Source organism: Ilumatobacter sp. (assembly GCF_039969435.1).
Lineage (GTDB): Bacteria > Actinomycetota > Acidimicrobiia > Acidimicrobiales > Ilumatobacteraceae > Ilumatobacter_A.
The window spans coordinates 1-15,550 of the sequence record NZ_JBDVNU010000038.1 but is presented as its reverse complement, the minus strand read 5'-3'; the positions used below and the strand labels follow the sequence as shown (position 1 = coordinate 15,550).

13 protein-coding genes are annotated in these 15,550 nt (G+C 68.7%); all 13 read left to right on the top strand.

The features are described 5' to 3' along the window. The first annotated feature begins 71 nt into the window (after positions 1-71). Positions 72-962, top strand: coding sequence for a 4-hydroxy-tetrahydrodipicolinate synthase (gene dapA / locus ABJK40_RS21295; protein ID WP_348482012.1), 891 nt, complete (start codon positions 72-74; stop codon positions 960-962). After that, positions 955-2,718: a ribonuclease J gene (locus ABJK40_RS21290; protein WP_348482010.1), complete on the top strand. Its 1,764-nt coding sequence runs from the start codon at positions 955-957 to the stop codon at positions 2,716-2,718. The genes dapA and ABJK40_RS21290 overlap by 8 nt, the downstream gene beginning before the upstream one ends. A 9-nt stretch (positions 2,719-2,727) precedes the next feature. After that, the gene (locus ABJK40_RS21285) at positions 2,728-3,276 is read left to right on the top strand and encodes a hypothetical protein (protein ID WP_348482008.1); all 549 of its coding nucleotides are present in this window, start codon (positions 2,728-2,730) and stop codon (positions 3,274-3,276) included. Positions 3,277-3,367: 91 nt separating this feature from the next. Further along, on the top strand, positions 3,368-5,950 hold the full coding sequence (locus ABJK40_RS21280; RefSeq protein ID WP_348482007.1) for a DNA translocase FtsK 4TM domain-containing protein: 2,583 nt from the start codon (positions 3,368-3,370) through the stop codon (positions 5,948-5,950). 82 nt (positions 5,951-6,032) lie between these two features. Next, on the top strand, positions 6,033-6,371 hold the full coding sequence (locus tag ABJK40_RS21275; protein ID WP_348482005.1) for a hypothetical protein: 339 nt from the start codon (positions 6,033-6,035) through the stop codon (positions 6,369-6,371). Continuing rightward, positions 6,371-6,781: a DUF2256 and DUF3253 domain-containing protein gene (locus ABJK40_RS21270; protein ID WP_348482003.1), complete on the top strand. Its 411-nt coding sequence runs from the start codon at positions 6,371-6,373 to the stop codon at positions 6,779-6,781. The genes ABJK40_RS21275 and ABJK40_RS21270 overlap by 1 nt, the downstream gene beginning before the upstream one ends. Before the next feature lie 545 nt (positions 6,782-7,326). Beyond that, on the top strand, positions 7,327-8,580 hold the full coding sequence (locus tag ABJK40_RS21265) for an FAD-binding domain-containing protein (protein ID WP_348482001.1): 1,254 nt from the start codon (positions 7,327-7,329) through the stop codon (positions 8,578-8,580). Positions 8,581-8,590: 10 nt separating this feature from the next. Then, positions 8,591-9,556, top strand: a complete 966-nt coding sequence (locus tag ABJK40_RS21260) for a 2-oxoglutarate and iron-dependent oxygenase domain-containing protein (protein ID WP_348481999.1) — start codon at positions 8,591-8,593, stop codon at positions 9,554-9,556. 61 nt (positions 9,557-9,617) lie between these two features. Further along, complete coding sequence (locus tag ABJK40_RS21255; protein WP_348481998.1) at positions 9,618-10,571, top strand: SMP-30/gluconolactonase/LRE family protein; 954 nt, start codon at positions 9,618-9,620, stop codon at positions 10,569-10,571. A gap of 52 nt (positions 10,572-10,623) precedes the next feature. After that, a complete protein-coding gene (gene rimO, locus ABJK40_RS21250; protein ID WP_348481996.1) occupies positions 10,624-12,006 on the top strand; it encodes a 30S ribosomal protein S12 methylthiotransferase RimO in 1,383 nt (460 codons plus the stop codon). Then, positions 12,006-12,575, top strand: coding sequence for a CDP-diacylglycerol--glycerol-3-phosphate 3-phosphatidyltransferase (pgsA, locus tag ABJK40_RS21245; RefSeq protein ID WP_348481994.1), 570 nt, complete (start codon positions 12,006-12,008; stop codon positions 12,573-12,575). The genes rimO and pgsA overlap by 1 nt, the downstream gene beginning before the upstream one ends. After that, the gene (locus tag ABJK40_RS21240) at positions 12,572-13,813 is read left to right on the top strand and encodes a competence/damage-inducible protein A (RefSeq protein WP_348481992.1); all 1,242 of its coding nucleotides are present in this window, start codon (positions 12,572-12,574) and stop codon (positions 13,811-13,813) included. Before pgsA ends, ABJK40_RS21240 begins: the two co-directional genes overlap by 4 nt. A gap of 64 nt (positions 13,814-13,877) precedes the next feature. After that, positions 13,878-15,550: hypothetical protein (locus tag ABJK40_RS21235; protein WP_348510393.1), on the top strand; the 1,673-nt coding region annotated here is incomplete at its 3' end.

The following is a 15,550-nucleotide window of genomic DNA, read 5'->3' as shown; positions in this document are numbered from 1 at the left end:
GACGGGGCATCTGCGCATCGATCTCGTAGGTTGGGCGCCGTGAATCTGTCCCGAATGTCCGGACTCCGCTGATGGCCCGCTTCGGCCGGGTCTCCACGGCAATGGTCACGCCGTTCGACGAACACGGCGAGCTCGACGTCGACGTCGCCGTGTCGCTTGCGAAGTGGCTGGTGTCGCAAGGCAACGAATCTCTCGTCGTGGCCGGTACGACCGGGGAGTCGGCAACGCTGTCGATCGACGAGAAGCTGACGCTGTTCGAGGCGGTCGCATCGGCGGTCACCGTGCCGGTCATCGCCGGCACCACCGGCAACAACACGCGCCAGGACATGGGACTCACGTCCGAGGCGAGCAAGCTGGGGGTCGCGGGCATCCTCGTGGTCTCGCCGTACTACAACCGACCGAGCCAGGCCGGAATCGTGTTGCACCACCGTGCGATCGCGTCGGTCACCGACCTGCCCGTGATGATGTACGACATCCCCAAGCGCACGGGCCGCAAGGTGGCCACCGAGGTGCTCATCGCCCTCGCCAACGAGGTCACCAACATCGTGGCCCTGAAGGACGCAGCGGGCGACCCGAGCGAGACCGCCAAGGTGATCGCCGAGACCGCCGACGACTTCGAGGTCTACTCCGGCGATTCGCCGATGAACCTGCCCCTCCTCGCGGTCGGAGCGGTCGGTGTGGTCGGCGTGTCGACCCACTGGGCGGCTCCCGACCACGTTGCGATGATGAATGCGTGGGGCGCCGGCGACATCGCCGAGACCCAACGCCACAACCGACGCCTGATCGAGAGCTACGTCTTCGAAGGCAACGACGACGCACCGAACCCGGTGCAACCCAAGGTGATGATGCAGACCCTCGGGCACGCAGTCGGCGACTGCCGGCTCCCCATGGGACCTGCACCCGCCGGAACCGACGACCTCGCCCGAGGCGTCTACGAAAGATTGGTGACCTCACGTGACTGACACGTCCCGTACACGAACCCGTACCCAGCCGCTCACGGCGAAACTCGACGCGACGGTCCCCGTCCGGATCGTCTTCCTCGGCGGGCTGGGCGAGATCGGCCGGAACTGCATGGTGATCGAGCAGGGCGCCGCCGACGACCCGGACCGCACGATGATCCTCATCGACTGCGGCCTGATGTTCCCCGACGCGAACCACCACGGCATCGACCTGATCCTCCCGGACTTCACCTACCTCAAGGAGAACGCGAAGCGGATCCAGGCGATCGTCCTGACCCACGGGCACGAGGACCACATCGGTGCCATCCAGTACCTGATGCGTGACGGCGACGGCATCGGCGACCTGCGCACCGAGAAGCTTCCCGTCTACGGCTCGGCGCTCGCGCTCGGCCTGGCGCGCAACCGCATCGAGGAAGCGGGGCTGATGGGCAAGATCGACATGCGACCGGTGAAGGACGGACACCAGATCGACGTCGGTTCGCTGCTCGTGGAGTTCATCCCGGTCACCCACTCCGTGCCCCATGCGCACGCGGTCGCCGTCCACACCGCGCAGGGCGTCGTGCTCCACTCCGGCGACTTCAAGATCGACCTCACCCCGGTCGACGATCGTCGCGCCGACCTGGCCAGGATCGGGCAACTCTCGAAGAACGAGGGCATCCGGCTGCTGATGTCGGACTCGACGAATGCCGAGGAACCCGGTTACGCATCGAGCGAGACCAAGGTCGGAGGCGTCCTGCGCGGCCTGTTCGCCCAGCAGCGCGGGCGACGGATCATCACCGCCAGCTTCGCCAGCCACCTCCACCGGATCCAGCAGATCGCCGACGCCGCCGTCGCCGAAGGCCGCAAGGTGGCCACGCTCGGGCTGAGCATGAAGAAGAACATCCGCCTCGGGCTCGACCTCGGCGTGTTCACGATTCCCGAATCCTCCCTCATCGACATCGAGGAGGCCGACAAGTACGACGACGGCGAGATCTGCATCATCTCGACCGGTTCGCAGGGCGAGCCGATGTCGGCCCTCGGCCTGATGGCACGCGGCGAGAACCGCTGGATGAAGCTGACCGACAACGACACCGTTGTGCTGTCGAGCCACGCCATCCCCGGCAACGAGGGCAGCGTCAACAAGGTGATCGACGGTCTTCTGCGCCTCGGTGCGCAGGTGGTGCACTCCGGGATCATGGACGTGCACGCCACCGGCCACGCCAAGGCCGACGACATCAAGACCTACCTCTCGATCGTGGAGCCCGAGTGGTTCGTCCCGATCCACGGCGAGTACCGCCACATGGTCGCCAACGCCAAGCTCGGTGAGCTGATGGGCGTGCCGGCGAACCGGATCATCCAGTGCGAGGACGGCGACGTGCTCGAACTCACCGCCGACGGTCTCGACGCGGTCGGTCGCGTGCCGTCCGGGTACCTGTACGTCGACGGCATCGTCGGCGACGTCGGCAACGGCGTGCTGCGCGATCGTGCCAAGCTCGCCGAGGAGGGCGTCGTCGTCGTGGTGTCCACGGTCGACACCCAGACCGGCAAGGTGCTGGTGCAGCCCGAGATCATCACCCGTGGATGGGTGTACGCGCCGGAGGCCGAGGACCTGCTCGACGAAGCCTGCGACGTCGTGGCCGCTTCGCTGGAGAAGGCACTGTCGAGCGGCGTGCGCGACGTGGAACAGCTGGAGAAGGAAGCGCGCAAGGCGACCGGGAAGTTCGTGAGCGACCGCACCAAACGCCGTCCGATGATCGTCCCCGTCGTCATGGAGGCGTAGCAGCACGTCGTGGGTGCACGAAAGCTGATCCGGGTGCTCGGTGCCGTGCTCGTCGTGTCGCTGTCTGCAGGGTGTTCGGGGAGCGACGACGATGCATCCACGTCGCCGATCGCCGGTGGCGAGGCTCCCGACGTGGAGGCGCCGGCGTTCGTCACGGCCGTCCGCGAGGCGATGGCGGCCGTCGAGGACGAACTGGGGGGGCCGCAGCGGTACTTCGAGGTGACGTCGAATGCGCAGTTCACCAACGTGTTCGTCGCCGTCGACGACGCCACCGCCACTGTCGCATACGCCTATGTCGACGGCGAACTCCAACCGCCGGCGCCCAAGCAGGACGGCGCCTCGGGGAACACGTTCGCCGCGACCGACGTGGACTTCGTCGACGATCGGATCCTGAGTGGGGCCACCGCCGACCTGTCCGACTCCGAGATCGACGCGATCAGCGTCTACGGAGACGGCGTCGGTGCGACGTACGTGCTCGCCGCGTCGTCGAGTGCCGGTGGCTTCCTGGACATCGTGGTCGGCCCCGACGGGACTGTCTTCTCCGTCGATCCGGTGTGACGGCGCCGGGAGGCTCCGGTCCTGCGTGCGACGCCTTTCTGCGCCGCCCCTCCACGAAGGTGAGGTACCCCCTTGGTACGGTGACGGGGTCATGTCTACGTGGGGCCCGTCGGCCAAGAAGCCGCCGAAGAAATCAGCAGCGAAGTCGTCGGGGAAGCGGTCGACCAAGGTCGACCCCGGAACGCGCACGTCACGTACGAGCCGGACCGAGGGTGGCGGTCGCAACGGTTCTGTCCGCGATGCCACCCCGCCCGAGCCGACACGGGTGATGTCGCGGGACGAGTCCGCCGGGGTGTACGTGGATCGGCGACGCGACGAGTTCGTCGGGCTGGGCCTGATCGGAGCGGCCGTCCTTGCCGGGTTGGCGATCTACCTCGACCTCGCCGGTCCGATCGGGCGCGGAGTCGAGACGTTGTTCGGTTGGTTCTTCGGTCTCGGACGGTTCGCCGTTCCGCCGGTGCTCGGCGGCGTCGGCGTCGCGTTCGTGCGTCGAGGACGTTCGTCGAGCCCGGCACGTCTGGCGGTCGCGTGGGTCGTCGTCACCGTGTCCGTTCTCGGTCTGGTCCACGTCGTGCGACGTGACGCCGACGCCGAGGGGTTCGACCGCTTCGGCGACTGGGGCGGCTGGATCGGCGCGGGGATCGCCGAGCCGTTGATGGCCGGCATCGCAACGGCCGGCGCTGTCGTCGTGCTGGTCGCCCTGTTGGGCGGATCGCTCATGTTGATCACCCAGACGTCGCTGCGCACCATGGCCCAGCAGACCGGCGGCTTCCTCAACGCGGTGCTGCGGCCCGTGGGGCGTGCGGCGCGCTCGGGACTCGGCAACATCACCACGCTGTCGAGCGACCGTGACGAGAGTCGCGAGCAGCAGCGGGCGCGCCTGTTCGACCAGGTCGACGAGGACCCGACGCCTCCACGAGGTGTTCCGACCACGTCGATCACCGGTGAGGCGCTCGCGTCGGGGCCGCCGCTGTACGACGTGGAGTCCGACGGGGGAGTGAGCGTCGGCGACGCGCCGAAGAAGCGCACGGCCAAGCCGACGGTCCGAACGGGTTCGTCGAAGGGCGACAGGGTCAGCCCCGACGGCGCACAGGTCGGCGACTGGGTGCTCCCGCCGATGAAGTTCCTGCTGCAGCCGGGCGAGAAGAAGATCGACATCAAGGCGATCGAGCAGCGCGGGAACACGCTGCAGGAATCGCTCGCCTCCCACAACGTGGAGACCGAACTGATCGGCATGACCGTCGGACCGACCGTCACGCGCTACGAGCTCGAGCTCGGCCACGGTGTCAAGGTCTCCAAGGTGACCAACCTCCAGAAGGACATCGCGTACGCGATGGCGGCCACCGACGTGCGCATCCTCGCGCCCATTCCCGGCCGGTCGGCGATCGGTGTCGAGGTGCCGAACCATCAGCGTCAACTCGTCGCCCTCGGCGACCTGCTCGCCTCGGGAGAGGCGCAGCGCGCCACGAACCCGCTCGAGGTGGCGGTGGGCAAGGACATCGAAGGCAAGACGGTCATGCTCGACCTCGCCTCCACGCCGCACATGCTGATCGCCGGTGCCACCGGCGCGGGCAAGTCGTCCGGGATCAACTGCATCATCACGTCGCTGCTGATGCGCACCACTCCCGACGACGTCCGCCTGATCCTGATCGACCCGAAGCAGGTCGAGATGGGTCAGTACGCGAAGTTGCCGCACCTGCTCACCCAGCCGGTGACCAACCCGAAGAAGGCCGCCAACGCCCTCGGGTGGGCGGTCAAGGAGATGGAGCGTCGCTACGACGTCCTCTCCGAAGTCGGCTACCGCGACATCGGCGGGTTCAACAAGGCATTCGCAGCGGGAAAGATCGACGATCCGCCCGGCACCGACCCCGACGGGCCGCCGGTCTACGAGCACATGCCGTACATCGTCGTCGTCGTCGACGAGCTGAACGACCTGATGATGGTGGCCGCGCGCGACGTGGAGGAGTCGATCACCCGCATCGCCCAGAAGGCACGTGCGGTGGGCATCCACCTGATCGTGGCCACACAGCGTCCGTCGGTGAACGTGATCACCGGCGTGATCAAGGCGAACATCCCGGCACGCATGGCCTTCGCCGTGTCGTCGCTCACCGACTCGCGCGTGATCCTCGATCAGCCCGGTGCCGACAAGCTCGTCGGCAAGGGAGACATGCTGCTGCTCCCCGGCAACTCGTCGGTCGCCAACCGCATCCAGGGCGCGTTCATCACCGAGGAGGAGGTGCGCGAAGTGGTGTCGCATTGGAAGGCCCAGGCGCCCGAGGTGATCACGTCGGCCGAGATCGAGGCCGGTGACGAGTCCGGGTCCGATGGGCCGAGCGCGATGAGTTCGCCGGCGCTCACGCCTCCCGCTCCGGGAGCGTCGGCCTTCGATGCGTCGGGTCTCGACGTCACCTCCGACGCCAACGCGTTCTCGGCGGGCGAGGAGGACGAGGACACTGCGATGATGCGCCAGGCGATGGAACTCATCGTCCGCAGCCAACTCGGTTCCACGTCGATGCTGCAACGGAAGTTGAAGGTCGGCTTCGCCCGGGCGGGTCGCATCATGGACCTGTTGGAGACCCGCGGCGTCGTGGGGCCGAGTGAAGGGTCCAAGGCGCGCGCGGTGCTGATGACGGTCGAGGAGTTCGAACTGCTCCAGCAGAACGGCCAACTCTGACATGGCGTCGTCCGACACACCGCCGCCGCCGGCTTCGCCGCCACCCGCTGCGGCGCCTCCGTCCATCACGAACGAGGCCCCGGTGGTCTCGCCGGCAGTCGTGCCGTACGTCGAGTGGCACACGGGTGCTCGACGAGTGGTCACGTTCGAGCTCGAGATCGGGAACATGGGACCGTTCGCCATGACGGGAATGCTCCAGCGGAGGATCTCGCCCACGGTCCACGTCGACGGTCGCCAGTTCCCGGTCTACTGGGGCCGGGTGAACTTCGAGGTGCCGGCGGATCGAAACGTGCACGTCGCGGTGAGCCTCGACGACAGCGTGCAAGTGGCGTCGGACCTGCTCCCTGCCGGTGGCGACCTCGTCCTCGTGTATCGGACCGATGCGTCGGGTGCGGCGACGCTGGAGCGCTTCGCCGCCTGATGTCGACCGGTCGTCACGTTCAGCGCGGTGTGCAGCGCGAGCCCAAGACCTGTGCGTGTTGCGGCCGCACGATCGAGTGGCGCAAGAAGTGGGAGCGCGACTGGGACGATGTCCGGTACTGCTCCGATGCCTGTCGCCGGTCGGGACTCGACGACACCGACCGGGCGCTCGAAGCATCCATCCTCGACCTGCTCGCCGGTCGTGCCGGCGACGCGACGATCTGTCCGTCCGAGGCGGCCAGTGCCGTGGGTGGGGCCGACGAGGACGACTGGCGAGCGCTGATGGAACCTGCCCGTCGCGCGGCCCGCCGCCTCGTCGCGTCGGGCGAGATCGAGATCACCCAGAAGGGACGGGTCGTCGATCCGTCGAACGCGAAGGGTCCCATCCGCCTCCGACGTCGCCGACCCTGACGGCCTGCGCCAGGTCCGGGAGGGTGCGTTCCGAATCGTCTCGGACCCGCCGTGTCCGCTCGTTCCGAATCGTCTCGCGATGCTCTGGGTCCGTGCGTTCCGAAATGTCTCGGACCTGCCCGGTCCGTGCGTTCCGAATCGTCTCGCGGTGCTCTGGGTCCGTGCGTTCCGAATCGTCTCGGACCCGCCCGGTCAGCCCGTTCCGAATCGTCTCGCGGTGTTCTGGGTCCGTACGTTCCGAATCGTCTCGGGTTGCGGTGAACCACCGATGACCTGGGAGAACCCGTTCGCCCCACGGCCGTCGAGACGATTCGTCACGTGCCTCTCGAGGCGTGCGAGACGATTCGTGACGGATCCGTCGATCGAGTCCGAGACGATTCGTGACGGAGCCATCGATCCGGTCCGAGACGATTCGTGACGAGTCCATGCCCCTGGCCGAGACGATTCGTCACGGAGGTCGCGATCGACTCCGGTCTGGTCGAACTGCTCCTCGAGTCGAGGCACGAAGGGGTAGCGCATCGACGTCTCGGGGAAGACTGGTCCACGTGGCCGAATCGACGAACCGTCTCCCGATTCCCGAGCCGGGACGCGAAGCCGCCGAACGGATGGTGTCCGATCATCTCGTCGGTCTGTTCTGTGACGAGCCCGTCGGCTCCGAACGCTTCCGCGGTGGGCAGGCCGCCGCCGACGCGGCCCTGGCGGCCTTCGAGGTGGCCCGCTACGCGAGTCGCCGCAACGACGTGTTCCCGGAGTCCCGGCGCGGGGCGTCGGCGCTGTCCCCGTACATCCGCCACGGTCTGCTGCCCCTGCGACGGGTCTGGGATCACGTCGCCGGCGGCCCCGAACGAGATGTCCGCAAGTTCCGGGACGAACTGCTGTGGCAGGAGTTCGCACGCCACTGGTACGCACGCCACGGCACGGGGACCCGGCACGGGGTCCGAAGGGAACTGGTGCGAGCCACCGATGTGGCCGACGGCGCGGTACTCGAGGGATGGAATCGCGACATGGCGTGCATGGAGGCCACGGTCGGCGAGCTCGAACGCGACGGGTGGCTCGTGAACCAGACGAGGATGTGGCTGTCGAGTGACTGGGCGGTCCGCAACGGTCGGGCCTGGCAGGACGGCGAGGACGCGTTCTTCACCCATCTTCTCGACGGCTCGCGTGCGGCCAATCGCCTCGGCTGGCAGTGGACCACCGGTGTCGGGTCGTCGAAGCACTACGGCTTCAGCCGATGGCAGGTGGAGAAGCGCGCACCGAAGCTGTGTGCCGGGTGCGCACTGCGCGAACGGTGCCCCATCCAGGGGTGGCCCGACGATCCCGAGTTCCTCGGCGGTGGAGCGAGACCACCGTCCACCCCGGACCTGACGGGGCCGACGGAGGTGGCGGGCGACCGCGACCCCGAGGTCGTGTGGCTGACGGCGGAGTCTCTGGGCGATGACGATCCGGCACTGATGGCGAACCCCGACCTGCCCGTGGTGTTCACCTTCGACCGTGCACTGCTCGCACGACTGCAGCTGTCGGCAAAGCGGCTCGTGTTCCTCACCGAGACCCTCGCCGAGATCGCGCTCCATCGAAGCGTCGAACTCCATCTCGGGGACCCGGTCGACGCGCTCGGCCACCGAGTTGCCGCCGTCACCCACGCGCCCGTTCCCGGCCACGTCGCTCGGGTCGCGCGGGCTCGCGAGCACGACGACCGACTCGTGCGCCACCCGTGGCCGTGGTTGTGTCGCCCGTCGGGCGGCAGCGTGTCGAGCTTCTCGGCATGGCGGAAGTCGGTTCGATCGCCCCGGTCGTCGTAGCGTCGGTGCGGTGAGCGTTGCGATCATCGACCTGGACGGGTTCGTCGGCGGCGGAACCCGGCACAGGAGGTCCGTCGCCGCCGAGGTCGACGCCGCGTGCCGGGAGATCGGTTTCTTCTCCGTCACCGGCCACGGCGTTCCCGACGCGACGGTCGAGTCCGCGCATCGAGCAGCACTCGACTTCTTCGACCTGTCGCTCGAGGATCGGATGAGCGCTGCGAAGGTCGAGCCGAGCGCTCCGTACGGGTACTCGCCGTTCTCCGCCGAAGCACTGAACCGCTCGCTCGGTGGCGAGGCGGCCCCGGACCTCAAGGAGACCTACAACGTCGGCCCGGTGGGCGACCCGCCACGACCGACGTCGGACATGATCGACGCCGACGAGCGCGACGTGTGGTCACCGACCCCGTGGCCGTCGGCGATGCCCGAACTGCGACCGATCCTGACCGCGTACCACGAGGCGATGGCCGAGCTGGCCGCCACGCTGATGGACGCCTTCGCCCTGGCACTCGGACTCGACGACGGCGGATTCGCACCGTTCGTCGCTCGACACGGGTCGGCTCTGCGTCTCGCCCACTACCCGGCCCTCGATCGGCCGCCCGAGGCGGGTCGACTCCGCGCCGGCGCCCACAGCGACTACGGCACGATGACGATCCTGCGACTCGACGCCGAACCGGGACTGCAGGTGGAGACGTCGCCGGGGCAGTGGGTCGACGTCGTCGCGCCCGACGGCGCCCTGGTCGTCAACCTCGGAGACCTGATGCAGCGGTGGAGCAACGACCGCTGGCGTTCCACCATGCACCGGGTCGTCGTCCCGCACGGTGGACATGCTCGCCGGCGCCTCACCATGCCCTTCTTCCACAATGCCGACTGGGACGCCCGCATCGAGTGCATCACCGCCGAGGGTGAACGCCCGAGGTACGAACCGATCACGGCGGGAGCCCACCTGATGGCCAAGTTCCGTTCGACGGTGGTCTGAGCACACGCACCGGATCGACTCCGGTCACGATCGGCACGGGTGGACCGACGAAGCTGTGTCGATGGAGCCCGTGCCCGACACCGTCACGCTGACCCCGGAGCTGATCGAGATCACCGACGGTCTCGCCTTCCCCGAGGGCCCGATCGCCATGTCCGACGGGTCGGTCATCCTCGTCGAGATGTTCGGTCCGCGTCTCACACGGGTGCTTCCGGACGGGTCGACGCAGACCGTCGCCGAGATCGACGGCGGACCGAACGGCGCAGCGCTCGGTCCGGACGGTGCGATCTACCTGTGCAACAACGGCGGATGCTTCACACCGGCCGAGGTCATGGGCCTCACGTTCCCCGGTCACTTCGATTCCGGGCGCTACATCGGCGGCCGGATCCAGCGCGTCGACGTCGACACCGGCGACGTGACGGATCTGTACACCGAATGTGCCGGCCGCCCGCTGCGGGCACCCAACGACATCGTGATGGACGGCCAGGGCGGCTTCTGGTTCACGGACCACGGCATCCGCGACGGTGTCGCTCGGACCAGCGACATGTCGTCGATCCTGTACGCACGCGTCGACGGCTCGGAGATCCGCGAGGTCGTGTTCCCGGTCGACGCACCCAATGGCATCGGCCTGTCGCCCGACGGTTCGACCCTGTACTGGGCCGAGACCCACACCGGACGGATCTTCCGCCGTACGGTCTCGGCGGTCGGCGAACTCGCAGCGTCCCCTCCGCTCGATCCGACGCTCGTTCTGCACGGTCTGCCCGGCCACCAGTTGCTCGACTCGCTCGCCGTCGACGCAGAGGGGTGGGTGTGTGTCGCGACGCTGATCAACGGTGGGATCACCGCGGTGTCACCGGACGGTTCCCGCGTCGAACATCATGCGACGGGCGACGTCCTGACGACCAACATCTGTTTCGGTGGTGACGACCTGCGAACCGCGTACATCACCCTGTCGAGCACCGGTCGGCTGGTGTCCATCCGATGGCCCCGAGCCGGGTTGCGCCTCGCACACCAGTGAACCGAGAGGCGACGGACCGGTTCGGCGCTCCCCGGAGCGGTAGCGTGCTGGCGTGCAGCGCTTCTACGTCGAGACGCTCGGCTGTCCCAAGAACGACGTCGATTCCGACAAACTGATCGGAGCGCTGCTCGCCGACGGCATGACGGCGACCGAGAACGCCGCCGACGCCGACCTCGTGGTGGTCAACACGTGCGCGTTCATCGACACCGCTCGCAAGGAGTCGGTCGACACGATCCTGGCGCTCGACGAGCAACGGCGCGACGGCAGCCGACTCGTCGTCACGGGCTGCATGGCCGAACGCTACGGCGACGAACTCGCCGAGGCACTGCCCGAGGTGGACCAGGTGGCCGGGTTCGGTCAGGCCTTCAACCTCGTGCCCGTCGAGCGGGACGGGACCGAGGTCCCGGTCGGCGCTGCGGCGGGTCGCAAGCTGATCCCGGTGTCGAGCGTGCCTCTTCCCGCGTTCGACCTGCTCAACCTCCCTCGCCCGAAGTCGGCGTCGCCGTGGGCGTACGTGAAGATCGCCGAGGGTTGTGACCGCTCGTGCGGCTTCTGCGCGATCCCCAGCTTCCGGGGGCCCCAGCGCAGCCGCGACGTGTCCTCGATCGTCGACGAGGTCCGACAGACCGAGGCTCGCGAGATCGTGCTGGTGGCTCAGGACCTGGCGTCCTACGGCAAGGACCGGCCCGACGAGTTGGGGGCGGGCTCGATCGTTCCGCTGATCGACGCCGTGGCCGCCGAGGCCGATCGAGTCCGACTGCTGTACCTGTACCCGAGTGACCTCACCGACGCCCTGATCGACTCGATCCTGCGCACCGGGGTGCCCTACTTCGACCTGTCGCTGCAGCACGTGTCGAAGCCGCTGCTGCGCCGGATGCGGCGGTGGGGCGACGGGCAACGCTTCCTCGACCGGATCTCCGACATCCGCGAGCGCGAGCCCAGCGCAGCGTTCCGCAGCAACTTCATCGTCGGCTACCCGGGTGAGACCGAGGAAGACCACGACCAACTCCTCGACTTCGTCGAACGCGCCCAACTCGACTGGTGCGGGTTCTTCTCCTACTCCGACGAGGAGGGCACGTACGCGGCCGGCCTCGACGGTCACGTCGACGCCGACCTGATGAACCGTCGCCTCGTCGAACTCCGGGAGATGCAGGACGACATCACCGCGTCGCGGCGTGATGCGCTGATCGGAACGACGCTGGAGGTGTTGGTCGACGCTCCCGGCGTGGGTCGCAGCCACCTCGAAGCGCCCGAGATCGACGGAGTGATCCACCTTCCTCACGACCTCGTGCAGGGTGACCTGGTGCGTGTCGACATCGTCGACGCGCTGGGCCCCGACCTGGTGGCAGCGGGCGTCGATCTCGCCCATCTGGACAGTGACGACCTCGAGGAGATGCAGACCGACCTCGACGACGCCGGTGCCTGGGTGGGCTGATGGTCGAGTCGTTGAACAGTTGGGCGAACGCGATCACCACGACGCGGATCCTGCTCGCACCACTCGTGTTCCTCGCGATCCCCGAGGACGGCACCGGATCGTGGTGGTCGTTCTTCCTCTGGTTCGTGCTGTGCTCGAGTGACGGCATCGACGGGTACATCGCACGGCGTCGCGGGCCCACCGCGGTGGGCGCGTTCCTCGACCCGCTGGCCGACAAGGTCCTCGTGCTCGGAGCGATGTTCACCCTCGTCGCACACGGCATCTACTGGGTCGTTCCGGTGGCGATCATCGCCGTACGCGAGTTGGCGATCAGCGGGTACCGGATCGTCAAGAGTGGCCGCGGCGTCAGCGTTCCTGCCAGCAAGCTCGGCAAGTACAAGACCGTCGTCCAGCAGTTCTCCGTCGCATTCGCCCTGTTCCCGCTCACTGCGCTCGACGCCACGTGGACGTGGACGTCACTGCTGTGGATCGCAGTGGTGCTCACGCTGGTGAGCGGTGTGCAGTACCTGTGGTACTCGCAGCGTCCCGTCGGCGTCGCCGCAGCGGCCTCGGCGGAGTCCGTCGCATGAACGTCGCCGTCCTGGCGGTCGGTACCGAACTGCTGCTCGGTCAGATCATCGACTCGAACTCGGCGTGGATGGGCGAGGAGCTGGCCGCCCGCGGGATCGACTCGCTCGTGCAGGTCAAGGTCGGCGACAACGTCGGGCGCATCGAGGTGCAGCTCCGTCGACTGCTCGCCGACGCCGACGCGGTGATCGTGTGTGGCGGGCTCGGCCCGACCCACGACGACCTGACCCGTGACGCGATCGCCGCCGTGATGGGCTCCGAGCTCGTGCTCGACGATGCGGTCGCGGAGGTGATCCGTGCGATGTTCGTGTCGCGAGGCCGCACGATGTCGGCGAACAACCTGCGTCAGGCGATGGTGCCGGTGGGAGCGTCGATCATCGCGCAGACCCGCGGCACCGCACCGGGCCTGATCTGCCCGGTCAGCGTCGCCGGTGTCGACAAGGTGGTCTACGCGGTACCCGGGGTCCCGCACGAGATGCGCGAGATGGTGCACCGGGCGATCATCCCCGACCTGCTCGCCCGAAGTGGCACCACCGACGTGATCGTGAGTCGTGTGTTGCGTACCTGGGGCGAATCCGAGAGCGGCCTGAACGAACGGCTCGACGCGATCATCGACGAACTCGAGGGTCCCGATACGCCGACGCTCGCCTTCCTGGCGTCCGGCTGGGAAGGGCTCAAGGTTCGTCTCACCGCCAAGGCGGCCGATGTCGCGACGTGCGTCGATCTGCTCGACCGCTGGGAGGCCCGGGTGCGCACCGAACTCGGTGACCTCGTGTTCGGGGTGGACGGCGACACCATGGAGTCCGTCGTGCTCGACCTGTGCCGGAAGAGGGGTCTCACCCTCGCGACCGCGGAATCCGTCACCGGCGGCCTCGTCGGTGCCCGCCTCACCGGGATCGCCGGATCGAGCGACGTGTTCGTGGGGTCGATCGTCAGTTACGCGACACGGATCAAGCAGGACCTGCTCGGAGTGTCCGATGGGCCGGTCGTGTCGGAATCGGCGGCGCGCGAGATGGCGCACGGGGTGCGCGAGGCGTTGGGTGCGGACGTGGCGCTGTCGCTGACGGGTGTGGCCGGGCCGGCCGAGCAGGACGGCCAGCCGGCTGGAACGCTGTGGGTCGCGATGGTCGGGCCGGGCTTCGACGACGTGCGCCACGTGCGTCTCCCCGGCCAGCGCGAGCAGATGCGGCAGTTCGCCGTGATCACGGCGCTCGGCATGTTGCGCGGCCACCTCGCCTGAAGGTCGAGCTGACCTCGAGTCGAGCTCGTTGATGACTATCGTCCCTGCTCAGAGATGATCTGCGATGTCTGACCCGAACTCTCCGACCCACCCGGCCCGCCCCTCGGCGTCGACCGAGCGCGGCGTCAACTGGACCGATCCCGCACGGCGGCCGCCGCCCGACTTCGACTCGCAACGGCGCCAACGCAACGCACTGATCGGCCTCGGTGTCGCATCGGCGATCGTGTTGCTCATCGGCAGCGTCGCATTCCTGGCGTCTCGCTCGGGCGGGACGGGTGCCGTCGCCGAGGTGTCGACCCCCGAGGTGACGTCCGCCCCCTCCGCTGTCGACACCACCACCACGTCGTCCACGACGACGTCCGCGCCGACCACGCTTCCGCCACCGGTCGGAGCGGCGGCCGACGCCGGTCCCGACCTCGACGTCGACGCCGGATCGGTCGTGACCCTCCAGGCGTCGACGGTGACCGAGGGCGCAGGCGACGACGATGTCACGTGGCGCCAGATCAGCGGACCCGACGTGACGGCGGGGGTCGGAGCACTGGGGGGTCGCGCGGTGTCGTTCGGCGCACCCGACGAGATCGTGACGTTGCAGTTCGAACTGGTCGTGTCGAGCGGAGACCGCGCTGCCACGGCGCCCGAGGCCGTCGATGCACTCACGGTGCGCGTGTTCGAGCAGGCCGATGCGACGGTCTTCGTCGATGCCGAGACCGGCGACGACGCAGGTGACGGCTCCATGGAGTCGCCCCTGAGGTCCCTCGCGGTCGCGGCGGCGATGGCGTCGGACGGCGCCGACCTGTACGTGCGGAGTGTCGGCACGTACGTCGAGGCTGACCCCATCCTGCTCGGACCCGGCACGAGCCTCTACGGCGGCTTCGACGAGAACTGGAACCGTGATCGCGCCGTGCGTGCACGGATCGATGCTGCGTCGGTCGGCATCATCGTCGAGGGAGACGGCGACCGACGGGTCTCGGCGATCGACCTCACCGCGGCGTCGGCCGAACCTGGGCGGCGATCGATCGGTGTGCGCGTGGCGGATGCCGAGACGGTGACCGTGGAGGACAGCCGCATCGTCTCGGGCGACGCTGGCAACGGAACGAGCGACGACGACGACCCCGAGATCGGCGTCGCCGGAACGAGCGTCGGGATCCTCGCCGTCGACACGGGTGAGCTCCGCGTCGAGCGCTCGACCGTCAACGGCGGACGAGGGGGTGACGGCGTGAGCCCCACGCGCGGATCGGACGTGTCCCCGGGTGGCTCGGGAGCCGACGGTGACGGCGACGAGGCCGGCGCGGGTGGTGTCGCAGGCGATGACGACGACGGGTCGCAGGCAGGCGGTGACGGTGCCCCCGGAGCGTCGAATGGTGCAGGTGCGGACGCGGAGGGTGACGACGGGGGAGGGGGCGGCGAGGATCGTGGAGACGACGGGGGCCCCGGCCTCGGCGGCGAGGAGGGTGACGGCGGGGGCGGTGGCGACGGAGGGGTCGGACTGTTCGACGGTGACGACACGGTGCCCGTCGGTGCGACGGGAGACGCCGGCGACGACGGTTCGGCCGGATCGGGCGGCGGCGGTGGCGGCGGGGGTGCATCGGGCACGGGCGCCGGGCTCGCACCCGGCGGTGGCGGAGGCGGCGGTGGCGCCGGCGGCAACGCAAGCGCGGGGGGCGCCGGTGGTGGGGGTGGTGGGGGATCGGTCGGGGGCTGGGCGGTGGCGGTCGATCGGGTCACCGTGCTCGAGGC